Here is a 24,970-nt window from a genome sequence, read left to right on the forward strand (position 1 = left end):
TTTCTATTTATAATAAATCTTATATTAAATAAACAGTAATTATAGCTAATAATTATTAAAAATAGTATTAGAAAGGATGCTGAACATACAAAATGAATTTCCAGATTGTCCAGTAGAAATAACTCTTCATCTTATAGGTAACAAATGGAAAGTGCTTATAATTCGTGATCTACTTACTGGAACAAAAAGATTTGGAGAATTGAAAAAATATCTTAATAACATCACACAAAAAGTTCTTACTCAAAACTTAAGAGAAATGGAAGAAAATGGGCTTATAAACCGAAAGGTCTATCCTGAAGTTCCACCTAAAGTTGAGTATTCTTTAACTGAGACAGGCCTTAGTTTAAAGCCTATTGTTGATTCTATGTTTAATTGGGGAAATTATTATAAGGATAAATTTTTATGTACTGATTGATTGCTAGTACAGAAGAATACTTTTCCTTCTTCTGCAAGCATAAATTGAAATGGACGAACTTTAGGTTTACCATCTACTCCTATTGTTGAAAAATATACTATTGGACTTTCATTTAAAAATTGTACTACTTCATTCATATATTATCGTCTCCTTTAAATTTCTTTCACAAGACAATATTAACTCATATATTATATACCGTATAGTAAGCACTTTTAAGTGGTATAGTTTCTTTTAAGATACTATTATAATTAAAAATATAGTAGTTTTCTAAGCCAAAATCTGCTCCATTTCAACTAAATGATGTCTAATTTATATATTTATAATAGTTTTTTCAAACTTATAGTATTTCAATTTTAAGTTTAAACTACTCCTGAATCTAATATTGAAAATTTTCCTTTATCACAATCTATTTCCCCTATTGCTCCATAGGGTATAGTAATCATAGGTGATGTATGTCCAAAATTCATATTGTACATTATTGGTAAATCATTCAATTTTAATTCATCTCTAACAATTTTTAAAATTATATTTTTATATTCATCATAATATTTATTATCATAAGGTTTTCCAATTATTATTCCATTGACTTTTTCTAAAATTCCTTGTGAACCATAATTTCTAATCCAACGTTCAAAATGATTTAATTCTGGCATCTCTTCTGATGTTTCTAAAAATAATATTGCATTTTCCCATATGTTTTCTTTTGGCCAAAGGATTGTCACTTTTATCATTTCTAAAACTTCTATACAACCTACTATTAAATGTCCTCTTATTTTACCTTTTCCTTGCAAAACTTCGTAACCTGTATTTTTATTAATTTTTCTTCTAATATATTTATTCTTTTCATCCCAAGGTAAAAATTCACTAGTCCAAATATCTGATGAAGGTATTTTTCCTATAATTTCTGTATTAAATAAAGCTTTTTCTATCCAATGCTTTGTATAACTAAACATCTCAACATTTTCAGCAAATTCTGATAATATTGCTGGCCCATAAAAGCTACTTAATCCAGCTTTTAAACACATCATATGAGTTACAGTTGTATCTGAATATCCTATAAAAATTTTTGGATTATTTTTTATAACATCAAAATCTATATAAGGTAACATCCTTATGCTTTCCTCTCCACCTATACAAGAAAAAATCCCTTTTATGTTCTTGTCTTTAAAAGCATTCATTAAATCTTCTGACCTTTTTTCAGGATGTTCATAAATATATTTACTCCCTTTTAATGTATTCTCCATTTCAACTACTATAAGCCCAAATTCCTCTTCTAACCTCTTTTTGCCTAAATTATATCTCCAAAGAATTTCTTTATCTCCTGCCCCACCCCAAGATAAACTTATTGCCGCAATTTTATCTCCTTTTTGTAATCTATTTGGTTTTATAAAATTCATAATATCCCCCTTATTATCCCCTAATTATCTTTCTTTTGTTTTTTATAAAATATTATCTACAAAATACATACAACACACTTGATTTCTATATTTTTAGACTTTTTTAAAAACAATTTTAATTTTATATTTTCCCCATTTTATCATAAAAAATAGTAGACTTAAACGAAAGTTTAAATCTACTATTTTAATTTATATTTTTAATAAATAAATTGTTTATAAATATATTTATTAAGCTTTATGATTCATCATAATATTTTTTACTTCTTCAACACATTCTGGTTTTAATAATCCTAGCATTTTAGGGATAAAAGCTTTCATATACTCTCAATTAAAAGTTCCATTAGCTTGTTTTTTAAAAGATTCCTTAAGTAATTCTTCTGCTTCTTTTCTTCCTTCTTCTGTTACTCTTTCCATTATGAAATTAAAAAATTGTTCTTGTCCTTTATTCATATTAGTTATCCTCCTAAAGTTTCCATAATTATAGTCCATATCTATATTTTTTTCAATTATAGAATTAATTATAATATATAGACCTCTATAAAAATTTTATTAATTTATATATATAATTTCAATTATTTTAACTATATATTATCTAAGCAACTTCATTACAAATCTTTTTTGACTTGAAAGGATTAAATACTATTAAAAACATTACACTTCCTAATACAAATGTAATAAGTTCAGTTACTGTAGTTGACCAAATTACTCCATCTAGTCCAAAGAAACTATGTCCTATTATAATTACTGGAATTGATAATACTCCTTGTGCTATTGCTATAATAGTTGTAGGTGTTCCTTTACCTGATGCTTGGAATATTCCTAAGAACAATCCTGCAATTCCATTAAATAATTGTGAAACTAGCATAGCTGTAAGAATATAAGTTCCAATTCTTATTACTTCATTACTGCTTGTAAAAAGTCCTACAACTTCTTTTCTAAGTATAAACACTACTATAAAAAAGAAAACTGATATTAAAGCTATATATTTAAAGCTTGATTTTAATCCTAAATTAAATCTTTTAAAATTTTCACTAGAATAATTATATGCTAATAAAGGAATTACACCTAAAACTATTCCCATACTTAAAAATTCAGGAACTTGTACAATACGTAATGCTATTCCAATACTAGCTGTAACACTATCACCATACTCCATACAAAAGTTATTTAATAATAATGTTGTTACAAGCATAAATGACATTTGAATTAATTCTGGTACACCTATTTTATAAATTTCAATTTTATCTTTAAATGAAATTTTTCTTATTCTAACGAAATTTCTTAGCTTTTCACTTTTTCTTTGTAGATAATAAGCATAATAAATTGCTGAAGCTAAATTGGCTACAGACATTGCAACAGCTGCCCCTACTAAATCAAAATGAAATATTAATATTAAAATTGGATCTAATATTAAGTTAACAATAGCACTTATAGCCATTCCATACATAGATTCTTTAGAAGCTCCAGTACCTCTAACTATTTGTTCTAATGCAAAATTTATAACTACCATAAATCCAAGTACTAAACATGCTACTATGTATTTTTTAGTTACTGCAAACACACTTCCACTTGCCCCTAATAAACTAGTTATAGGATTTATAAATATAATTGCTAAAATAGCAACAATGATACTAAATAAAAAACTAGAATATATAACATAACTTGCTATATTTTTAGCTTTATCTATTTCATCTTTAGCAATAAGTCTTGTTACAAATGTTCCTCCACCAACACCAAATATATTCCCAATTGCCATTAAAACTATAAATATAGGAAGTCCTAATGTTACTGCTGAAAGCATATCTGTATTTCTTAAAAGTCCTATAAAATAAGCATTTATAACATTATATACTGTTCCAATAGATAGTCCTAGCATCATTGGAATTGAAAGATGCTTAACTGCTTTTTTTATTGGTGCTTCTTTTAAATAATATTCATTTGTATTTTCCATTTAATCTTCTCCTTTAGTTTAATTTCTTACTGTTAGAATTCTAACTATTTTTATATACGATAGCAATTGCTATCATATTTTATAAAGCTTTGTTTATTTTTACAAGTAATTTATTAAAAGTTTCTGCTTCCTCTTTAGTTAATACACTTAAAGTTTCATTTTCAATTTTAGAAAAAGCTATTCCTATATCTGAAATTAACTTTTCGCCTTGTTCCAATAAATAAATATTTTTTTGTCTTTCATTATCTTTTGGGATTCTACGTTCTATGTATCCTTTTTTCTCTAAACCTTGAAGCATACTTGTAATAGTTGCACTCTTTCTATTGAAAGCTTCTGCAATATCTTTTTGTATTAATCCATCATGTTGATGCTCATAGATATACCTTAACATTCTTCCTTGTTGAGAATTAATACCTAATCTTTTTATCTCACTATCAGCTTTTAATTTTAGCTTTATACTTATAATTCTCATTAAGCCTAGTGAATCGAAGTTTTGCATTTTTCTTATATCTCTATTCAAAATAATCAACTCCTTAAAATAAAATTATCATTCAAATTTAAAATTGTCAATAGTCTAATTGTTAGATTTCTAACTATTTTATTTTTTCATTTAATAAAAAAATACTGATAAACTTTTATTTATCAGTATTTTTCTTAAAATTTATAATTTATTATTTTTATATTCTATTTATTATTTATAAAACATTTTATTCATTTCTGAAATTGCCTTAGAGCTTCTAACACCTGGTGATAAATCTGCTAATGCAATTACATGTATATTATTATCTTTTATAGCTTTAACATCTTTTAATGCTGGATTATTTTTTAAGAATTCTATTTTCTTTTCAGCTGGTTCTCCTGCTAAATAATCAGTTACAATTATAACATCTGGATTTTTTTCAACTATACTTTCAAAAGAAACTGTTTCATATGATTTTTTTAAATCTCCATATACATTTTTCCCACCAGCTAAGCTTATTAAATTGTTTGGAAGACCTGCTCCAACAACCATAGCATCTTTTTCACCTGAATCATAAATCATTACTTTTACTTTATCTTCATCTTTTGCTTTTTTTAAGCTTTCTTGCACTTTATTTATTTCATTTTTCATATTATTAATTACTTCATTAGCTTTGTCTGGAACTCCAAATATTTTTCCTAATGTAGCTATATCTTCATAAACTGTTTCTACAGTTGCATTTCCACTTAAAGATTTATCAACATAAGGATATATTCCTTCCTTAACTAACTCAGATGGAGTTCCTGTAGATTCACTATTTATAGACATTTCCCATCCACTAACAAAGTCAGGATCTAAAGCCATAAAAGCTTCTTTAGATATATTGTGTCCCCCTGTCACTTTTAAAACAGGAATTTTATCATATGCAGCTTTATATTGTGGCAATATAGGATTATCTAAAAGTGCTGTTCCAACCATTCTATCCCCTAAATCTAAAGCTAATAAAGTTTCAGTCATAAATTGTGATAATGTTACTGCTCTCTTAGGTGGTTTTGTAACTTTAACATCTATTTTTTCTTTTCCATCATCATATACATATGAAAACTCTTTAAACTGTGATGTTTGCTCAGTTTTATTTGTATTTTCTTCTACCTTTTTTTCTGATGCTTTACATCCCATAAATATAGTAGTTGCAGCAATTACAGTCATTCCTAAAAGAATGCTTTTTATTTTCCTATTCATTATTTTCCTCCTATGTATTTATACATTAATGTTTATGATAACCTGTATACCCATCTTTATGGACATGTCCATGCCCAATTCCATTTACATGTGAATGTTCACTAATATAAAATATATGTATGTCCCCAGTTATAGGATTTTTTCCTATGTAACAATCTACATTAAATACTTTTTTTATCATCTCTTTTGTAAGAATTTCATCTACACTTCCACTTGCGATTATTTCCCCCTTTTGAATAACTATAAGATAATCACAATACATTGCTGCTATATTCATATCATGTATAGCTGCAAAGGTAGTTAATTTTAATTCTTTTACAATATCCATAACCTGAAGCTGATAACCTACATCTAAATGATTAGTTGGTTCATCTAATATAAGTAATTTTGCATCTTGTACCAAGGCTCTAGCAATTAAAACTCTCTGTTTTTCTCCTCCAGACAAACTGTTAAAACTTCTTTCTTCAAAACCATTAAGTCCAACTTTCTTAAGCATTTCACTAACCATTTGCATATCTTTTTTAGAATAATCTTCAAATATAGATTTATAAGGGTATCTTCCCATTTTAACTACATCTTCAACTTTAAAATCAAATTCTGATGTAGTCTCTTGAGCTAAAACTGCAAGTTCTCTTGCAATTTCTTTATGGCTCATATTTTCCATATCTTTTTCGCCTATACTTATTTTTCCTGACTTTGGCTTATATATTCTATATATATTCTTAAGTAAAGTTGACTTTCCTGAACCATTAGAACCTATTATTCCAACAAACTGCCCTTCTTTTATTTCTAATGAAATTTTTTTAAGAATTTGCTTATTTTCTATAAAAAAATCTAATTCGCTTACTTTTAATTTACTCATTACTTCTTACCTCCAAAAGAATAATCATTCTTAGCTATTAGCCATAAGAAGAATGGTCCCCCTATAAGTGCAGTTATTATACCTATTGGTATCTCTCTTGGTGAAAATAAAACTCTTGCAATTAAATCTGATAATATTAAAAATATTGCTCCTAAAAGAATAGATAATATTATTAATTTTTTATGATTTGTTCCTGTTATACTTCTAACTATATGTGGAATTACTAATCCAATAAATCCAATAGCACCTGTTAATGATACTATTACTGAAATTAATAAAATAGAAATTAATAATATTATAGATTTCACCAACTTAACGTTCATTCCAAGCATAATTGCACTATCATCACCAAACAATAATAAATCTAATGATTTTGAAAGAATTAAAGAAATAATTAAGACTAATAGTAATACAATTGATGGAAACAATATAACATTCCATTTAGCACCACCGAGACTTCCCATTATCCAAAAAATAGCTGCTTTTGCCTGATTTGAATTTTCCGCAGAATATATAAGTAAATTTGTTATTGCAGAAAATATAGTAGATAAGGCTAATCCTGATAAAACAAGCCTTGTAGTAGAGCTTGTTTTCCCAAATCGAGTTCCAATCATAAATACTAAAACTCCACATATAATAGAACCTATAAATGCTCCACCAGCTATTCCTAACATTCCTGCTAAAGAGCCAGAGAAAACTATTACAGAAACAGCTCCCGTTGATGCTCCTGATGATATTCCTAAAATATAAGGATCTGAAACTGAATTTCTAGTTATACATTGCATAAGAACACCACAAAGTGCTAAAGATGCCCCTGTTATTCCTGCTAATATAGTTCTAGGAAACCTTATTTCCCATATTATAGTCCCAACAGATTTAGGAATTTCAGATCGTAATTCTATTCCAAAAAGCTTATGACCTAAGAATTCATATACAATCTTTGGACTAATATTTGTACTTCCAAAAGACACTCCTAAAATTATTGATATTACTAAAAAAATAGATAACAATAGCCCCCAAAATAAAACCTTTTTATTTAAATTTTTACTCAAATTCTCCCTCCAAACTATTATATTTATTTGGTTTAACTCTGTTAACATAACATCAATGATTAAATTTTACATTATTAATATTTTTTTTGTAAAGTTAATATAGTATTTTGCTATTAGCTAATAATTTATTACTTTTATTATTTAAATTCAGATTTTAATTATAATTTTAATTCAAAAATCCCATTTTTATTGATAAATTTATTTTTTGAAATAGTTTTTTTAAAATTTTTATTAATTAATAAATTTATTAATTACAGGTTTTAAATATTAACTTTTATTTCATTTAACAATAAAATAAAAAGGCAGCCTAAATGACTACCTTTTTTAAGTCTATATAATAAAATTCTATAGTTTATGGATAAATATCATTGTTTTCTTCTATAAGAATTTGAATTTGGCAATTATAATCATATGTATTAAATATATTATCAAAAATTTCTAGCATTATAATATTTTTTATTTCAAAATTATTTTCTTCTACATAAGAAATTATATCTTTTCTGATTTTATCTTCATCTTTGTTATTATAAATAGCTGTTAAATATGTTCCTTGTGGTAATACATCTATGTTTTCACATTCTTTAAGATTATTATCTACTTCTGTAAAAACAAACTTTGGTACAAACTCATTTTTAGAATTTATGTCGTATATAATTCCTCTTTCTACATTTGCTTTTATATTATTATTTTTTATCTCTTTATCTAAATAAGAATAATAAATAACTTCATTTAAATTTCCAATTTCCTCAAAAGGTGATTTTATTATATACCTCTTTTTTAAAGTTTCTATTTTTATATCTTTATCTTTAATTTTTTCTTTTGATTGTTTTACCAAATTATCTAATATATCAATGTTTTTTATAACTTCTCTCATTTTACTTATTTTTTCTTCTGATTCTTTCTTTTTCACTTCTAAAAATTTAAGCAGTTTTTCTGTATCACACTCTTTAAAAATTTCTTTTATTTCGTTTATACTCCCTCCCAATATTCTACAGGTTTTTATTATATCAATATAAATAAATTGATCTATTGAATAATATCTATAACCTGTCATATTATCAATATATTTTGGAACTAAAATTCCTTCCTGGTGATAATACCTTAAACTTTTTATAGTTATATCTTTTAATTTAGATACTTCACCTATTGAAAATAACTTTTGCATTCTAAATCCCCTTTTATTTTATTTGACTCTACCCTTAGGGTAGACTCTATTCTTATTATACAGTATTTACCTAAAAATACTAAATAAAAAAATTAAGGAGAATTTATATGCAAGAAAATATTTTAGGAAAAGAAAAAATTTCAAAACTATTTATAAAATTTTCAATCCCAGCAATAATTGCAATGCTAATTTCAGGTATGCAAACAGTAATTGATGGAATATTTGTTGGAAATTTTATTGGTGCAAATGCAATGGCTAGTATAAGTATTGGTGCCCCATTTATTCAATTAGTAATAGGATTTTCAATGTTAGTTAGTGTTGGTGCTTTAAGTTATATGGGGAGAAGTCTTGGTGAAGGAAATACCGATTTAACTAAAGATATATTTAAAACTTCTGTTATTTTACTTTCTGTAGTTTCATTTATTCTAAGTATCATAGGATTTTTATTTAATGAAAATATATCTAGTTTATTAGGTGCTAATTATGTTTTAATTGAAAATGTAGCTAATTACATAAAAATAATTTCTCTTTGTGTATTACCTATGTCTTTAGCTTTTTTATTTGGATTTTCTGACAGATTAATTGAAAAGCCTGACCTTTATTTTAAAGGAATGATATTAAGCTTAATTATAAATATAACTTTAAATTATATATTAATAAAACAACTTGAATTTGGAATTATTGGTGCTGCACTTGCAACAGGTATATCTTATTCCTCAGTATTTCTTATAGTTTTAGGACCAATGATAAATAAGAAAAATATAATAAATATATTTGTAGGTAAATTTAATAAAAAAACTATAATACCTATTATATATAATGGCTCATCAGAAGCTATAGGCTCTTTAGCTTCTGCCACATCTGCTTATTTATTTAATATGTCATTTATAAATATAATTGGTGAATCAGGTGTAGCTGCATTTACAAGTATAAATTATATTGCTCAATTTGGGACATTAATTGTATTCGGAATTGCAGATGGAATTGGATCTATTTTAAGCTATAACTATGGAGCTAAAAATTTTGATAGAGTAAAAAGAACTTTTAGCTTAGCTGTTAAAATTTCTCTTGTTATAGGAACTTTAACTTTCATAACTTTATTTTTCTTCTCTAAAAATTTAGTAACTTTATTCACTTCATCAAATCCTGAAGTATTAGAAATAGCAATTGCAGGTTCTAAATTATATGCTTTTGCCTTTTTATTAAATGGATTTAATACAATTTCATCTTCATATTTTACTGCTATAGGATATGCAAAAGAATCAGTTATAATAGCTTCATGTCATGGATTAATATTTATCATTTTAGGAATATCTATTCTTCCAAAACTATTTGCAATTAACGGTATATGGCTTACAGTTCCATTTGCTGAAATTATGACTTTATTTATATCTTTCAGGTTAATAACTAAATTTAAACTTTCTTCTGAAGATAATATTTCTTTAGAAAATGAAGTCATAAACTCATAATATATTTATAATCCTTATTTAACTAATAAAAATTAAACTGCTACAAAAATCAGTTAAATTACTTTTGTAGCAGTTTATTATTTAATATTATATATTTTTATAAAAATTTCTTATTTTCTATTCTACTATTTTTTCTTTAGTTTCAAATTTTTCTACTAATTGTCCTGCTAATACATATAAAGTTGTACTAATATAAAATCCTTTCCATATCAATAAAATACCTAATGTAATTGCACATAAGAAAATTAATGGAATGAAAGAAAGTTGTAGTTTTAATAATTGCCAATAATTCTTTAAACCAACTTTATATCCATAAACTATTGTTTCTATAACTGACATATTTTTATTTAAAGCTATAAAAATTACAACTGGTAAAGGTATAATTGCTAAATAAACTATAAGACTCGCTATTGGTAAAATTATGTGTAAGATAGTAGGTATTCCTAATATTGCATCAATATTAGCTTTTAAAGTTAAAACATGTATTATTCCGTTTAGAGCATATTGTATTGCTACTACTATAAATATAGGTAACCATTGTTTAATTGAGAATGTAAATTTAAATTTTGTATTTTGATTATTTACTGCTTCCTTTTCTCTACAACTTAAATTATAAAATAAATAACTTGTTGGTATTGATAATATTATTCCTAATATAAAAGTTACAATTGGTGATGTAATATAAAAATATTTCATTATATAATTATATATAGCCATTACAACTATTGTTGGTATTAAAAAGCTAAAAGTATATACACTTTTATGATGTATATTTGGATTGTCTAGTAATTCCTTTACATCTCGTTTTAATGTACCTGTTCTAGTATCTTCTCTAGGTTTTAATATAAAATTTCCATTAGTTGGGCATCCACAGTTTCTACAATAAGATTTTGTATCATCTATAATTTCTGCACCACATTCCTGACAATAGGAATTACCATTTCCAACACTAGTACCACATGCTGGACATTCCAAAGCTTTGTCAGAAATTTTTTTCCCACAATTTTTACAGTACATTTAATTTTCCTCCTTGGTTATAAATAAATATTTACTATTTACATCAGCAAATATAGCTAAAGTATACAATATAAGAAATTTTATATCAATTATTCTAAAAAATGGTATTAAATATAAAATATAAGTAATAAAATAGTATAAATACTTCTAGTAAATCATATTTTCAATTATTAAAATAATAAGGAAAAAACTTGTAAATTTAGATGTAATATAATATATAACATTAAATTTGATATATAATATTTTAATAAAAAATTATATAAAAAAGACATTTAAAAAGCTTTTACTACAACTTTAAAAATGTCTTTATCTTTATTATTTATAATATATCTATTTATATATATTCTAGTTTCTATAAATATTCTTGAAATATTGACCTGCTAGACCATCAGTTCCTATTTCATTCTTTAAGAAGTATTTTAGAAGTTCTTTATCATCTTTATCTTTTAAAAGCTTTTCTAAATTATAAGTATCTTCATAATTTATAGCCTGTTCCTTTAATATATTTATTAGATAATTGAAAGTCTCTCTTATTTCGTTGGTATTTATTTTTCTAACCTCACCACTTCTAAGACTTATTTCTAATTCTAGTGTATATGCTAACTTATATAATCTGTCTTCTTCTCCATCATAATTAAATTTAAGTGGAAATCCTGTTCCTCTAGTTCTAAATATATTCCCTACACTTATCTTAATTGAATCAATTTCTGAAAATGATATATTTTCATTTAATTTTTTCACTTTCATAGTAATAAGATTTCTATTATATATTTCTATATTTGTTTCTTTTATAAATATTGAATAAATAGCATCTGTCGCTAACAAGTTTTCATTTGGTTCTCCATTAATATATATAACTGATCTCATAAATTTATTTTCCATTGCTGTTTTATTACTCTCCTTTAATCTAATTTTATACTCTTCTAAAACCTTATTGTATTTTTTACTTTCTTTATTAAGTCTCATATTTTTTATCTGAACATAAATAATTAACCCAATTCAAATTAATAGTGATGCTCCTATTAACCATTTAATATCTATAATTTTAAATCTATCCCAAAGCATAAATTCAAAAGCCATAAACATTGTATAAAATAAGATAAATCTTAATCTATATGAATATTTTTTAATTAAACTTTTTTTATTTAATCCTTTTTCTATAATAGAAAAAATTATACTAAAGCCTATAATAATAAAAATATTTACTTTATTTATATCTTTAGATAAAAGTGTATATAAAGCTAAATTAATAAATTAATTTCTAAAAAATAAATAAAAAATTTCTTTAACCATAAAAAAACCTCCCTTAAAGCCCCAAACTCTTTTTAAAATTAAAAGTAAAACTTCTAGAAACTATTACTTTCTCTTTATTTTCTAAAGTTAATATTAATCTTCTACTAATGTCAGGAACTATTTTAGAAACTTTATTAAGGTTTACTATTGTATTTTTAGAAATTCTTATAAAACTTTCTTTTTCTAAAATTTCTTCTAGTTCATAAAGCTTTTCCTTACATTGAAAAACATCTTCTTTTGTATATATAAAAGTCTTTTTATCAACACTTTCTATATATAGAATTTCAAATACTTTGACTAAAATAACTTCAATTTCTTTTATCCCACTTATAGTTTTATTTTCATTTTTAAAAGTTTAATAATGTCTGAAACTTCTTTATTAACTTTTCTACAAGAAATTGTAACTACTATCTCTTGTAAATTTTCTTGTTCATCAATTTTTATTCTCATACCCATCCTCCAAGCTTAAGCTGTAATATAAGTATATTATTACTTATTTACCCATTCAACTGTTTACAACTAAGATGTATATTTATATATCTAACTTGCCAAAATTCATTCTGTATATATCTATAAAAAATATCGTTTCTCCAAACACTTCCATATAATTGATATATTAAAATTCATTAAATAAAAAAGAGCTATAATATGAAACAACAGGCATTAGTAATTATAAATATATAAAAATGTTTTTTCATAACTAAAGAAAGTCGAGTAAAGTTAGATTTACACATAAAAAGGATAAGCTTATAGCTTATCCTTTTATATTTATGTTATTTAATTTTATATACAGCAGCTTTTCTTATTAAACCTCTTCCTTCTTTAAAATCATTTTTTATAACTATAGCATATTCGTTATAATATTTTATCCTTGTAATCTCTGGAGCATAAGTCTCTATATTATCTACAATAATTTTTATTTTGTTTCCTTCTAATTTTCCAATACTCATTTTTGCAATATCTTCTGACACTTTTTTATTTTCTATATGTCCATCAATAATAGTTACATTTTCATCTTTTAATTTATATTCTGAAGTAAATAATATAAAACCATCATTAAAATTATAATTATGTATAATTTTATGATTATCCTTTCTCCAAATATTATCAAACTTTTTATTATTTAAGTTAAATACTATAAGCTCTTCATCTAAAAGTATATAAATATCCTCTCCTTTGATTCCTAAAAGCTTCCCTTTATTTCTAACAAAATATCCCTTAAACTTATCTATTATATTTCCATATCTATAAGTTTTATTAACTTTTAATTTATTATTTTCTATTCCTAACTCTATAATAGAACCATTTTCTAATATTCCAATAAACTTACCTTTTAAATAAATAACATCCGTAATTATTTTTGAATCATATATAGAAAATTCATTTTTATTACCTAAATAAATTTTTTCTTCTTTATTGTCTACTATTCCTTCAACTAAATCTTGTCCATTAGAAAAACGTACTACATAGTATCTATAATCAGAATAATATACATCTTTTATATTTAGATAACTTAAACCTAATTCATTTTTTAAACTCTCCAGTTCTTCTATTAAAGTATCTTTTAAATACTCTCTATCTTCTTTTTCTACATAATTTAAAAGGCTTGGATTTTCTTTTATTTCTTTAGATGTTTCAAGTTTCAACTTATCTATATATTTATTAGTGTCAATCTTTTTTTCTTCTAAAAAGTCTAATTTACAATTTTTATTTATTTTAAATTTTACTTTTTTAATATCTATATTTTCTCTTTTATCTCCATAATAACTTTCTATTGATTTAGATATATAATTTAAATAATATCCCACTCCTGAAGTTAATAATCTTAAATCTCCATATACCTTATCTCCAATTTTAATGGCCCTCGTTAATTCATCATTTTCAAGATATACCTTATCTTCTCTTATTTCCATATTTTTATTTAAATCAAATAAATAAGCTTCCCCTATAATATCTCCGTTTTCAAAATAGATGTTATCTAAAAATGATTCTATATCATTTATTTCATATTCGCATACTAATTTTCCTTTTTCATTTACTTCTATAGTATTTAAAATTGGCCTTAATTTGTATATTGACATGCTTATGACTATAATAACTAAAGCTATTATTGACCATAAAATCCCCTTTTTCATATTTCCCCCACTTTATTTCATTATGAAAAGCTACTTTAGTTTGTAAAGCTCTAACTCTGTTCCTATAACTTCCTTTGTGCCATCTTTAAGCTTAGATTTTTCTACTGCAATATATTCATCATTTAAAATTACTTTTTCTTTATCTAACTTTTCAATATCTTTTTTAATAATTTCTATAGTGTTTCCATTTAAATGACCTATATCAACTTTTTTAGATTTTTCTCCAGAACCCTCACTAAATATAATATATCCATCATTTACATCTTCAATATGAAGATTATTATTTTCACCTTTATAAGCTTTAGAAAATTCTCCAGTCTTTGTATTAAAAGATACTAAACTTTCACTTTCCCCATTTATATATTTTAAATAAATATAATCTCCTGATGTACCTAAATATCTAGCTCTAGTTTTTAAACCTTTTAATATATTTTTGTATTCTTTCTCATACTTAATTTGCCAATCATTTAAATTAAGTAAAACTATATTTCCTGAAGATAAAACTCCATAAAACTTTCCATCAACTAAAACTATATCAACTATATTTTTATTACTGTCATTAGCTGTATCTAAATATGCTTCTCCTGTCTCATCCTTTAAAATTCCATAGCCAGTAAGCATAGTTCTTGCTTCATCAGAATAAAATCTCACAAAAGTATATTTTCCATCTGAATCATGTACTCTCATTATACCTACAGCTAAAGTTTCCCCTTTAAACTCTTTCATTATTTTGCTAATTCTCTGTTGAACATCATATTCAGGTCTAACTTTGTTAAAATTATCTTTTCTATTTTTAAAATCTTTAAATGAAATATCTTTTTCTTCTACAATTTTTTCTTTTCCGTCCTTTATTTCAAAAGTAATTTCTTTTGTTATAAATGGATCTAATCTAGTCAATTGGTTAACCACTTCATATATTCCATATTTTTCGATTACTTCAACTGATGATAAATCTCCAAATTTTTTATCTGAAATAGTAACTCCTTTTCCTATAACACTACCTCTACAAACTAATTCATTTTCATCATTTACAGTTATAGGATAATCTCCTTTTCCTAATATTACTACATATTTCTTAAAATACACTTTCCCATCTTTATAAATTATGTCATCATAATTTAAATCACTGTCTATCTTTTCTTTATTTAAAAGCTTATTATCGCCTTCAAAATTAGTCTCTTCTATTTTTAAATCTGGTTTTTTAGAATAAGAATATCCTGCAATAGCCCCAATAGTTCCAACAACTCCAACAATCCCAAAAGTAATAACCCCAATAATAACTTTTTATCCATATTCTTCCCCTTTTGTTTAAAAATTTAATATTTTATTCATATATACATTTTATCAAATCCATCTAGAATTTTCTAATTTTTTTGGAAATATTTAAATTGTTTTCTGCTTTTTGCTTATATAAAATTTTAGCTTTGCTAAAATAAGCTGGAAACAATTTATTTATTTTCTTTAAAATTAGAAAGTAAAACTTAAATAAAAAATCTCTATTTATTTTCCCAATACACTTTATTTTTTGTTATATATTAATACTTATTTACGAGTATTTTATTTAAGTTACTTTTTTTAATATTTATATAAATTTTATAGATGTCTTAAATTTTTTCAACTCCAAACTATATGAAAAGTTATTTATATTCATTTACGAGGAAATCTTTTAAAAAATAAATTTATATTTAATAGAAAATAAAGACATGACCTTTAATTTAGGTCATGTCTTTATTAATTTAATTTATATACTTTTATTTCTGTAAATAATTTTTTTGTTTGCTTATCTTCTTTTCTATTTTCTATTATAACTGTATCTTCATTAAATAATTCAGTTGAATATTTCATATCTTCAATATTATCTATTAATATTTCTATTTTACCTTCTTTTAAAACTCCTATGCTTTTTGCTCCTGAATTCTTAGGATTTTTATAAAAACTTATATATCCATTAAACATGTCTATATCTTCCATCACTTCAAATTTACTATTATAAACTAATTTAAATTCTTCTTTTTCTAAATCAAATGCCATTATAGAATCTACTGGTTTATAATTTCTAAAGTAAACATACCCATCTTTTAAACCAAGTAAATGACATTCTCCTACACTCTCATGCTTTATTTTATTTTTAAAAGTGTTTATAATTTCTATCTTATCTTCCTTTAATTCTATTTCTAATATATCTCCTTCTCTTCTAAGTGCATAAAGTTTATCTTTATATTGAAAAATTTCTCTTATTGAAGTGATTGTCCCTTTTTGAAAAGTATAAGTTTTATCTTCCTTTCTGTCCCTAATAGCATAAACATTATTTTCATAATTCTTTTCATCTAAAAAATATCCTACATAATATCTATAATTAGAGCCATATACCTCTTCAAAATTTTCATAACTTATCTTTTTCATTTTATATTTGTTTTTTATTTCTTTTGTTAAAAGTTTTAGTTCTTCTTCATCTTTTAAATCTTCTTTAGATAATGCTTTATATTTTTCTAAATCATTTATAAAAAACTTTTTATACTCTTTATTTTCTTTTTCCTCCATAAATTCTTTATAAGTTTTCTTTTCTTTATTTACTAATTCAATTTTCCCATTATCATTTATCTTACCTTCTATTAAGAATATATCTAGTGTTTCTAAATCTTTTTTTCCTTTAGAATCCATAATTTGGTCTTTTTCATTAATAGTTATTTTAGTTTGAATAGCCTCTAAAACTCCATAATCTTTATTATCAATTTTCATTGTCCAACCTAAGTCTATTCCTTCTAAAAATAAATCATTATTTTCATTTATTTTCATATTAGGTGTTACTTCAAATAAATAAGTTTTTATATAAACATCTTTATCATACTTTATATCATTGTAATATATACATCCATCATACTTTAATTCTTTAATTAAAGCTTCATTACTTGTTTTAGATTTTTCTTTTTCTAAATTAAATTCTTCCTCTACTTTTACATCAGCTTTAACTCTAATATTTCTACTTTCATCAGTAAAAATATTTCTATTAAGTATTAATGCAGTTCCAAACCCTATACATATTGATACTATTCCACCCACTAATTTTATTAGCCATTTTTTCCTCATATCCTCACAACCTTTCATACCATACTCTTATATTTTACCATTTTTCTACCAAATATAAAAAAAGAATAATAAAATTTATATATTTATTATTCTTGTAATTCACTTTAAATATTTTCTCTAATAATTTATTTTATAACCAAAAAGAACTACCTTAAGGTAGTTCTCGTTTTCTTTCTTAGTAAATCATCATGCCTATTAATGTAATAAATAAAGTTATCATTGTTAAAATAAACATTTCAGATATAACACTGTAAACATATTTTACTTTTATATATCTATTGTATGACAGTTCATTTAATCCCATTACTGATGTAGTTTCCATTGTAGCTATATCTTTATTTATTTGATTTAAGTAATCTTCTTGTAATCTCAATAAAATTATCTCCCAACCTTAAAAACTTTTTTCTTTATTTTAGCACTAATTATAATACTTGTATAGGTTTTCTTTGTAAAATTTACATTTTTTATATATTTCACAAATTTATTACTAAATCCTATTCTTTTTTATCAATGTTACTAAGGTACATGCTTCTATATATTCTATTCCTCTATCTTTACAAAGCTCTTTTATTTTCTCGCTTCTAGCCCCAGGTTGAGCTATAACATACTTTATTTTATGATTTGTATCATTAAATAGATTTTCATATCCTTTGCTTGGGCTTACACATAAATTAACCCCTTCTATATTTAAATCAATATCTTTTAATTCTTTCATTTCTCCATCTATTTCATCATATGGAGTTACTCCAACTACGTTATAACCTTTATTTTCAAAATTCTTTAAGATTTTATAAGCATATTTTTCTTTATTTAATATATCGCCAATAACTGCCCAAGTAATCTCTTCTGAATATATACTTTCTAAATTCATTTAAGTCACATCCTTTCAATTAAATTATTTCCCTTAATTTCTATAATTATTATAAAACTTATCTTATCCCGTTATTATATAAAAACTATTTTTATTATAATTTTAAATTTCATATTGTCTATTGTAAAAAATTTGTACTAACTAAGCTTGTCTCTATATGCTATAATAAAAACATTATAAAAATATATTATAAGATTGGAGTTTTTTATATGGAAATTTTCGGTATGAGTATAACTCAATTTTTAGCAACTTTAATATTTTTAGTTGTTGGAGGATTTGTTGTTTGGAAAATTTTTAAAGCTATATTACATTTAGCTGTTTTCGTTATAGCCATATTAATTCTTGTATACATATATAATCATGTACCAGTTATTCATCAAATGGTATTAAATTTATTATATTCAATTAGTTAATTGAATATAAAACCACTAGTAAAATGTTAGTTACTAGTGGTTTTTTATTTACACTTCTAATTAATCTTATATAAAATTAAAATAAATATAGTTATTAATTAGAATATTATATTTTATTAAGATAAATTTTAAATTAAATATTTTTTAAATTTGAATGTTTATATTTTTTAAGCAAAATTATAAACCAAATCACAAGTATACTTCCTTTAAATATACTACTTACACTTATACTCCACCATATTCCATCTAAACCTAAAACAGTTGATGAAAGCAATAATGCAAATGGAATTCTAAGAAGACTAAATAATGTGCAAATAATTGGTGGTACATAAGTTTTACCTATTCCATTAAAAGCACCAACAGTTAATAGCTCTACACACATAAATATTTGAGATATTCCAAGTATCCTCATATATCCTGTCCCCATAGCTACAGCATGAGGTTCTGATAAGAATATTCTAAATATATAACTTGGGAATAATAAAAATATTAAAGTTATTGTTCCTCCAAATATTAAAGTTAGTGTAAGTGCCTTTTTATATCCTTCTATTATTCTTTCTTTTTTATCTGCACCATAATTTTGCCCTACAAAAGCTGAAATAGCACCTTGAAGCCCTCCAATAGTAACATAAGAAACTGATTCTATTTGAACTCCTACTTTTTGGACTGCAATTGCAGTAGGCCCAAAATCAGATACTATTCTTCCTATTGTTATTGATATAAGACTAAATGTAACCCTTTGAACAGTTACTGGAAATCCTAATTTTATTACCTCTTTTGCCTTTTCTATGTTTAATTTCATTCCACCTTTGAAATGATTTATTAATCCTCTACTTGAAAATATAAATATCCCTAATACAATACACCTTGAAATAAGTGTTGCAAAAGCAGCACCTAAAACACCTAAGCCAGAAATAGGCCCAATTCCAAATATAAGTATAGGATCTAAAATTATATTAAATACAAATCCAGTTGTATTTGCTTTAAAAGGCATTTTACTATTTCCATATGAATTAAATATAATAGTTAAAAGAGAATTTAAATACATAACTATTATTCCTAAAGCAGAAATAACTAAATATTTTTCTGCCATACTATTTACCCATGGATTTCCAAGCTTATAAAAATCTATTAATGGTTTTCTAAAAACAATTAGAAAAATCATATATATAATTCCTAAAATAAAAACCATTATTATTCCATTATTTATATATTCTCTTTCATTATCCCTTTGCCCAGAACCAATTGCATGAGAAAGCTTAACTCCTGTTCCTATTAAAATTACACTTACTATTGAAAGAGAAAGATTTATAAAAAAACTTGCTGTTCCAATAGCTGCAACTGAATCACTACCAAGTCTACCAATCCATATCATATCAACCATACCATAAGCAGTTTGAATGAAATTAGTTAATATAATGGGCATTGAAAGTGCTAATAAAGATTTTGTTATATTTCCTTTTGTTAAATCTATATTTTTCAAAAAATCACCCCATTCTTAATACTATACACAGTTTTTATAAAAGTATATAGCTTAAATCACTAAAAGTGCTTGAAAAATTTCACATTTAAATTATTAAAAATGAATTATGTTATATATAAATGATATTTTTTAATAATTTATCCTAATTATACAAATAACTATTTATATTTTAAAATTTACTCTATAATAATTTATAAAAAGGAATAGCAATCTATATTTTATACTATATATTATCAACCTTAATTCAAAACAGAGCCTATAAAAAAATAACAGTTATTTTTTATACATAACTGTTACTTTTATATATTATTTTATATCTTCTATTTTTAAACCTTTAAAGAATTCTTCTTCACCTAAGTTTCCTTTTAATAATTTATTCGGAAACATAAGAAGTGGAGTATAATCCTTATCATACATAATTAAATAATCATCTTTTCTTATAACTCTAGATACATCTTTTATTTTAATGCTATATGATTTACTTTTATCATCTAAATTTTGAACATAAAATTCTTTAGGTTTTCTTGTTACCTCTTTATTTTGTCCATAAGCAGGATTTTTTCTTAACATTCTAAGAACACTTTTTCTATAAACAGTTCTACTAGCAAGAAGAACTCTTACCCAGAAAAGCGCATTACATAATACTATAACATATATAAGTATTTTATTTCTTGGTGCAAATCCCCCATAAAATATTATAACAGAAATACAAACTATGATACTTATTATTGAATAAATTACAGGTATCAAGTTGTTTCTGAGCCATTTTTTCTTCGAAAGTTTTACTGTAAGAAGATTTAGATCAATTAATTCTTCTACATCATTCTTGTACTTTATAACCACTTTTGTTTTTCCTCCTAAACGTTACTACGTTTCTAAATTATACCACAAATGATTATAGTACAGATTATTCTTACATATAAGATTAACATTATTTTTTATATTTTTACATTAATTCTTTAATTTTATAGGTGTTTTATTAATTAGGTTAAATGTATCTTCTTTTTCATAATAAAAGGTATTTAAATGATTTTAATTTTGCTTTTTAATATTAAAAACTCCTTTTACGTTAATAGCTAAATTGACTTCTCTACTTATTCCCTATTCGATTTAATTTACATAATTTATTATAAACAAAATTAATCTTTCAAAATAAATGTACCTATTTTTCCAAAATCTTTAGAACTATCGTAATAAAAAGTTATTTGTCTATTTTCTTTTATTCCACAATAAAATTTATATTATTATCAATTAAATTACTATTTATATTTCCAACTATGATATAATTAATCTCTTATTCAATAATAATTTGTAAAAAATAAGCTGCTTCAAATTAATTGAAACAGCTTAAGGTTTTATATTATTAAGTTTATCGGCAATTTAATTATGCGTTTTGTTTTGCCATTTCCTCTTGCATTTTAGCTTCTGCTTCTTGTTGAGTCTTTTTATCTCTATCTGCAGCAACTATAACAAAAGGAATGTAAATTAAGACATCAATTATTAGTAATATTATTGCTAATACTCCACCTTGCCATGATCTAGTACCAAGTATACCACTTAATACTGGTGGAATTGTCCAGAATATTTCAACAGTTGGATATGGAACTAATCCTCCTGACATTGCGAAATAAGTAATAACAGCATTTAGAAGTGGTGCTCCCATAAATGGAATTATATATATAGGGTCTAAACATATTGGTAAACCAAATATAACTGGTTCATTAATATTGAATACTCCTGGAGCAATACCAAGTTTTGCTATCATTTTTTGTTGATCACTACTCTTCTTATGAACAATAAATATTGCTATAATAAGACAAATTGTAAGTCCAGATCCTCCCATATTACAGAAAGAGTTTAGGAATTGGTCATTAATTATATATTTAGCTTTATGACCCATTTCTATAGCCTTCATGTTATCTATTGTAAGTGGGAATAAAACACCTTGAACTATTGGTAACATCATATTTGAACCATGAAGTCCAAAGAACCACAGTAATTGAATTACAAATATTAGTACTAAAACTCCCCAGAAACTACTAACTACACCTTGCAATGGAGTTTGAATCAATTTATTGAAAAGTGCTGGTAGTACCATTCCTGTATGGAACATTAAGTATATTTCTTGTAATATACCTGCCCCACCAACAACTATCATTGTTGGGAATAATGATGCGAAAGATCTTGAAACTGCTGGTGGAACTCCATCTGGCATTTTAATAAGTAATTTTGGATTTCCAAGAAGTAAACACATTATATCTGAAACTATAAGAGCAATTACTATTGCAAGTAAAAGACCATCTGTTCCAAGGAAAGTAGTTCCTTTTGCTAAATCATATATAAATAGAATAAAAACTCCTACTGCAACAACTGCTACTGCTAAACCATCTTTACCTCTACTTCTAGTTAAATGATAAGAAATTGTAAAACAAACAACTAAACTCATTATAGCATAGGATGCATTCCAAACATTTCCACCCCAGCCTTTCCAGCCTGCTCCAAATATACTAGACATAAATCCAACATACCAATGTGCATCTGTTATATTATTTACTAGTATTCCCACAGCTCCTATCATAATTAAAGGAATAATAGTAACAAATCCATCACGGATAGCTGCCATATGTGGCTCAGCACCAATTTTGGCCGCTACAGGAACAACATATTTTTCCATAAAAGCAATAAATTTTTTCATTTGCCTCTCCTCCATAAAATTTTTCTCTTCAAAAAAGCTTGTAAAAATTTTTATGATACCTAATCTCTTATGTAAGCTTTTTTAATTTTTTATTTTTTTTGACACTAATTACTAAAGCATTTCTCGTGCCAAATTTAATTCAATTAAATTTTTATGTAATTTACCCTCTAAAATCGGCTAGTTTACTAAGTTTCAAAAAAATTTATTCCTTATACACACTTGTAAACATTATCATAAACTTTTCTAAAATTTGTGTGTAAATGTTTTCTTCAAAATATTTAAATTTATTTATCCTTTAGAAATATTATTTACTTTTTAGAAATTTTTAACTCCTATTTTTATATTAATATCCTATTTTTTACTATTTTTTATATTAAAAATTATTTTTCATGTTAACATTTTAATATTACACACTAACTTTAATTATTATAACAATATAAAAATAATATGGTATCTTAATTTATTATAAATCTTTTATATCAAATTATTTTTTAATCCTTTATATATTTATGTTTTAAATTTAATATTCTTTGTATTAAAATCTTTATAATATGTAGAAATACTTTTATTAAAAAAAAACGCCGATTTAAAATCGACGTTTTTTTTTATATTAAGCTTCTGCTTTAGCTGCTTCTTCAGCTTCTGCTGCTGCTTGAATTTTTTTATCTCTATCTCCAGCAATTATTACAAATGGAATATAAATTAATATATCTATTATTAATAATATTATTGCAAGTACTCCACCTTGCCATGAGTTAGTACCTAAGATACCACTTAAAATTGGTGGCACTGTCCAGAATATTTCAACACTTGGATACGGAACAAGTCCTCCAACCATTGAAAGATAAGTAATAGTACAGTTAATTAATGGTGCTATGATAAATGGTATTACATAAATAGGATCTAAACATATTGGTAATCCAAATATAATTGGCTCATTTATATTGAATACTCCAGGTGCTACTGCAAGTTTCGCAATAACTTTTTGAGTATCACTACTTTTCTTACCAACTATAAATATAGCTATAATTAAGCAAATGGTTAATCCCGAACCTCCCATATTAACAAATGAGTTTAAGAATTGGTCATTTATTATATATTTTGGTGCTTGACCAGCTTCAACTAATTTCATGTTAGCTATAGTTAATGGGAAAAGAACACTTTGAATAATTGGGAACATCATGTTTGCTCCATGTAATCCAAAGAACCAAAGAATTTGAATTACTATTATAAGTATCATTACTCCCCAGAAACTACTAATTACACCTTGTAATGGAGTTTGTATAAACTTATTTACAACTGCTGGAATAGTAGTATTATGAACAAATATTATAAATATTTCTTGTATTAATGCTGCTCCCCAAATAACTATCATTGTTGGGAAAACTGAAGCAAATGATTTTGCAACTGCTGGTGGAACTCCTGCTGGCATTTTGATAACTAATTTTGGGTTACCAAGTAAAACGCACATTAAATCACCTATTACTAAAGCTACAACTATAGATAGTAAAAGTCCATTAGTTCCTAAGAAATCTGTTCCTTTAGCTAAATCAGCAAGTAAAATTATAAATACACCTACTGATGCAACCCCTGCTGCTAGTCCATCTTTACCTCTTCCTTTAGTTAAATGATAAGAAATTGTAAAACAAACTAAAAGGGCCATAATAGCATATGAACCATTCCATACATATTCTCCTAGTTGCTTCCAACCCGGTCCAAATATATGTGCCATTAAATTTTGATAAAAATCAATGTGAAAATTATTAATTAATATTGCAATAGCTCCAGCCATGATAATTGGGATAATTGTAACAAACCCATCACGAATAGCTGCTAAATGTGGTTCTGCACCAATTTTAGCCGCGACTGGAACTACTTTTTCTTCCATAAAAGCAATAAACTTTTTCATTTTGTACCTCCGATAAACTTTTTATAAAACCTTTTCTTTTGTAAAGTAATTAAA

The 24,970-nt window shown here is 24.6% G+C and carries 25 protein-coding genes; 3 read left to right on the top strand and 22 right to left on the bottom strand.

Features of this window, described 5'->3' with window-relative positions; translation table 11 throughout:
* Positions 1 to 76 precede the first annotated feature (76 nt).
* The gene (locus HMPREF1092_RS14715) at positions 77 to 415 is read left to right on the top strand and encodes a winged helix-turn-helix transcriptional regulator (RefSeq protein ID WP_002599467.1); all 339 of its coding nucleotides are present in this window, start codon (positions 77 to 79) and stop codon (positions 413 to 415) included.
* On the opposite strand, the gene HMPREF1092_RS14720 is transcribed toward HMPREF1092_RS14715, so the two are convergent.
* The 9 genes from HMPREF1092_RS14720 to HMPREF1092_RS14760 form a co-directional block, all read right to left on the bottom strand.
* Entirely contained in the window at positions 385 to 552 is a 168-nt protein-coding gene (locus HMPREF1092_RS14720; protein ID WP_002599468.1) for a pyridoxamine 5'-phosphate oxidase family protein, read from the bottom strand. The two genes, HMPREF1092_RS14715 and HMPREF1092_RS14720, sit on opposite strands and share 31 nt — an antisense overlap.
* A gap of 222 nt (positions 553 to 774) precedes the next feature.
* Positions 775 to 1,815 (bottom strand): S66 family peptidase, encoded by a 1,041-nt coding sequence (locus HMPREF1092_RS14725; RefSeq protein ID WP_186003728.1) that lies wholly within the window; start codon positions 1,813 to 1,815, stop codon positions 775 to 777.
* Positions 1,816 to 2,136: 321 nt separating this feature from the next.
* Positions 2,137 to 2,262, bottom strand: a complete 126-nt coding sequence (locus HMPREF1092_RS17770) for a hypothetical protein (protein ID WP_002599471.1) — start codon at positions 2,260 to 2,262, stop codon at positions 2,137 to 2,139.
* A 142-nt stretch (positions 2,263 to 2,404) separates the two neighbouring features.
* Complete coding sequence (locus tag HMPREF1092_RS14735) at positions 2,405 to 3,763, bottom strand: MATE family efflux transporter (RefSeq protein WP_002599472.1); 1,359 nt, start codon at positions 3,761 to 3,763, stop codon at positions 2,405 to 2,407.
* Between the two features lie 79 nt (positions 3,764 to 3,842).
* A complete protein-coding gene (locus tag HMPREF1092_RS14740; RefSeq protein ID WP_040414482.1) occupies positions 3,843 to 4,262 on the bottom strand; it encodes a MarR family winged helix-turn-helix transcriptional regulator in 420 nt (139 codons plus the stop codon).
* Positions 4,263 to 4,454: 192 nt separating this feature from the next.
* Positions 4,455 to 5,465, bottom strand: a complete 1,011-nt coding sequence (locus HMPREF1092_RS14745) for an ABC transporter substrate-binding protein (protein ID WP_002599474.1) — start codon at positions 5,463 to 5,465, stop codon at positions 4,455 to 4,457.
* A 25-nt stretch (positions 5,466 to 5,490) separates the two neighbouring features.
* Positions 5,491 to 6,327, bottom strand: coding sequence for an ABC transporter ATP-binding protein (locus HMPREF1092_RS14750; protein WP_002599475.1), 837 nt, complete (start codon positions 6,325 to 6,327; stop codon positions 5,491 to 5,493).
* Positions 6,327 to 7,379, bottom strand: coding sequence for a FecCD family ABC transporter permease (locus HMPREF1092_RS14755; protein WP_002599476.1), 1,053 nt, complete (start codon positions 7,377 to 7,379; stop codon positions 6,327 to 6,329). The genes HMPREF1092_RS14750 and HMPREF1092_RS14755 overlap by 1 nt, the downstream gene beginning before the upstream one ends.
* Before the next feature lie 352 nt (positions 7,380 to 7,731).
* A complete protein-coding gene (locus HMPREF1092_RS14760; protein ID WP_002599477.1) occupies positions 7,732 to 8,544 on the bottom strand; it encodes a MerR family DNA-binding transcriptional regulator in 813 nt (270 codons plus the stop codon).
* A 107-nt stretch (positions 8,545 to 8,651) separates the two neighbouring features.
* Between HMPREF1092_RS14760 and HMPREF1092_RS14765 the strand changes: the two genes are divergently transcribed.
* The gene (locus HMPREF1092_RS14765) at positions 8,652 to 10,013 is read left to right on the top strand and encodes an MATE family efflux transporter (protein WP_002599478.1); all 1,362 of its coding nucleotides are present in this window, start codon (positions 8,652 to 8,654) and stop codon (positions 10,011 to 10,013) included.
* Between the two features lie 117 nt (positions 10,014 to 10,130).
* Here HMPREF1092_RS14765 and HMPREF1092_RS14770 read toward each other — a convergent pair whose 3' ends face one another.
* The 9 genes from HMPREF1092_RS14770 to HMPREF1092_RS14800 all read right to left on the bottom strand — a co-directional run bounded on the left by HMPREF1092_RS14770 (position 10,131) and on the right by HMPREF1092_RS14800 (position 18,416).
* Positions 10,131 to 11,030 (bottom strand): zinc-ribbon domain-containing protein, encoded by a 900-nt coding sequence (locus HMPREF1092_RS14770; RefSeq protein WP_002599479.1) that lies wholly within the window; start codon positions 11,028 to 11,030, stop codon positions 10,131 to 10,133.
* 345 nt (positions 11,031 to 11,375) lie between these two features.
* A complete protein-coding gene (locus HMPREF1092_RS14775) occupies positions 11,376 to 11,996 on the bottom strand; it encodes a hypothetical protein (protein ID WP_002599480.1) in 621 nt (206 codons plus the stop codon).
* 340 nt (positions 11,997 to 12,336) lie between these two features.
* A complete protein-coding gene (locus tag HMPREF1092_RS17820; protein WP_081606351.1) occupies positions 12,337 to 12,654 on the bottom strand; it encodes a LytTR family DNA-binding domain-containing protein in 318 nt (105 codons plus the stop codon).
* A complete protein-coding gene (locus HMPREF1092_RS17710; protein WP_002599481.1) occupies positions 12,651 to 12,773 on the bottom strand; it encodes a hypothetical protein in 123 nt (40 codons plus the stop codon). Before HMPREF1092_RS17710 ends, HMPREF1092_RS17820 begins: the two co-directional genes overlap by 4 nt.
* 323 nt (positions 12,774 to 13,096) lie before the next feature.
* Positions 13,097 to 14,458 carry a hypothetical protein gene (locus HMPREF1092_RS14780; RefSeq protein WP_002599482.1) on the bottom strand — a complete coding sequence of 454 codons (1,362 nt, stop codon included), beginning with the start codon at positions 14,456 to 14,458 and terminating at the stop codon, positions 13,097 to 13,099.
* A gap of 30 nt (positions 14,459 to 14,488) precedes the next feature.
* Positions 14,489 to 15,544: a hypothetical protein gene (locus HMPREF1092_RS14785; RefSeq protein WP_002599483.1), complete on the bottom strand. Its 1,056-nt coding sequence runs from the start codon at positions 15,542 to 15,544 to the stop codon at positions 14,489 to 14,491.
* Positions 15,545 to 16,189: 645 nt separating this feature from the next.
* On the bottom strand, positions 16,190 to 17,545 hold the full coding sequence (locus tag HMPREF1092_RS14790; protein ID WP_144054973.1) for a hypothetical protein: 1,356 nt from the start codon (positions 17,543 to 17,545) through the stop codon (positions 16,190 to 16,192).
* A 175-nt stretch (positions 17,546 to 17,720) separates the two neighbouring features.
* The gene (locus tag HMPREF1092_RS14795) at positions 17,721 to 17,918 is read right to left on the bottom strand and encodes a hypothetical protein (protein WP_002599485.1); all 198 of its coding nucleotides are present in this window, start codon (positions 17,916 to 17,918) and stop codon (positions 17,721 to 17,723) included.
* A 114-nt stretch (positions 17,919 to 18,032) separates the two neighbouring features.
* The gene (locus tag HMPREF1092_RS14800; RefSeq protein ID WP_002599486.1) at positions 18,033 to 18,416 is read right to left on the bottom strand and encodes a CoA-binding protein; all 384 of its coding nucleotides are present in this window, start codon (positions 18,414 to 18,416) and stop codon (positions 18,033 to 18,035) included.
* Between the two features lie 209 nt (positions 18,417 to 18,625).
* Between HMPREF1092_RS14800 and HMPREF1092_RS14805 the strand changes: the two genes are divergently transcribed.
* Complete coding sequence (locus HMPREF1092_RS14805) at positions 18,626 to 18,829, top strand: hypothetical protein (protein ID WP_002599487.1); 204 nt, start codon at positions 18,626 to 18,628, stop codon at positions 18,827 to 18,829.
* A 133-nt stretch (positions 18,830 to 18,962) separates the two neighbouring features.
* On the opposite strand, the gene HMPREF1092_RS14810 is transcribed toward HMPREF1092_RS14805, so the two are convergent.
* The 4 genes from HMPREF1092_RS14810 to HMPREF1092_RS14825 all read right to left on the bottom strand — a co-directional run bounded on the left by HMPREF1092_RS14810 (position 18,963) and on the right by HMPREF1092_RS14825 (position 24,916).
* Positions 18,963 to 20,312, bottom strand: a complete 1,350-nt coding sequence (locus tag HMPREF1092_RS14810) for an MATE family efflux transporter (protein ID WP_002599488.1) — start codon at positions 20,310 to 20,312, stop codon at positions 18,963 to 18,965.
* 306 nt (positions 20,313 to 20,618) lie between these two features.
* A complete protein-coding gene (locus HMPREF1092_RS14815) occupies positions 20,619 to 21,155 on the bottom strand; it encodes a hypothetical protein (RefSeq protein WP_002599489.1) in 537 nt (178 codons plus the stop codon).
* Between the two features lie 541 nt (positions 21,156 to 21,696).
* A complete protein-coding gene (locus HMPREF1092_RS14820) occupies positions 21,697 to 23,007 on the bottom strand; it encodes a PTS sugar transporter subunit IIC (RefSeq protein ID WP_002599490.1) in 1,311 nt (436 codons plus the stop codon).
* Between the two features lie 610 nt (positions 23,008 to 23,617).
* The gene (locus tag HMPREF1092_RS14825) at positions 23,618 to 24,916 is read right to left on the bottom strand and encodes a PTS sugar transporter subunit IIC (RefSeq protein ID WP_002599491.1); all 1,299 of its coding nucleotides are present in this window, start codon (positions 24,914 to 24,916) and stop codon (positions 23,618 to 23,620) included.
* Positions 24,917 to 24,970 lie beyond the last annotated feature (54 nt).

The sequence above is a fragment of the Clostridium thermobutyricum genome, from assembly GCF_000371465.1.
Taxonomy (GTDB): domain Bacteria; phylum Bacillota; class Clostridia; order Clostridiales; family Clostridiaceae; genus Clostridium; species Clostridium thermobutyricum.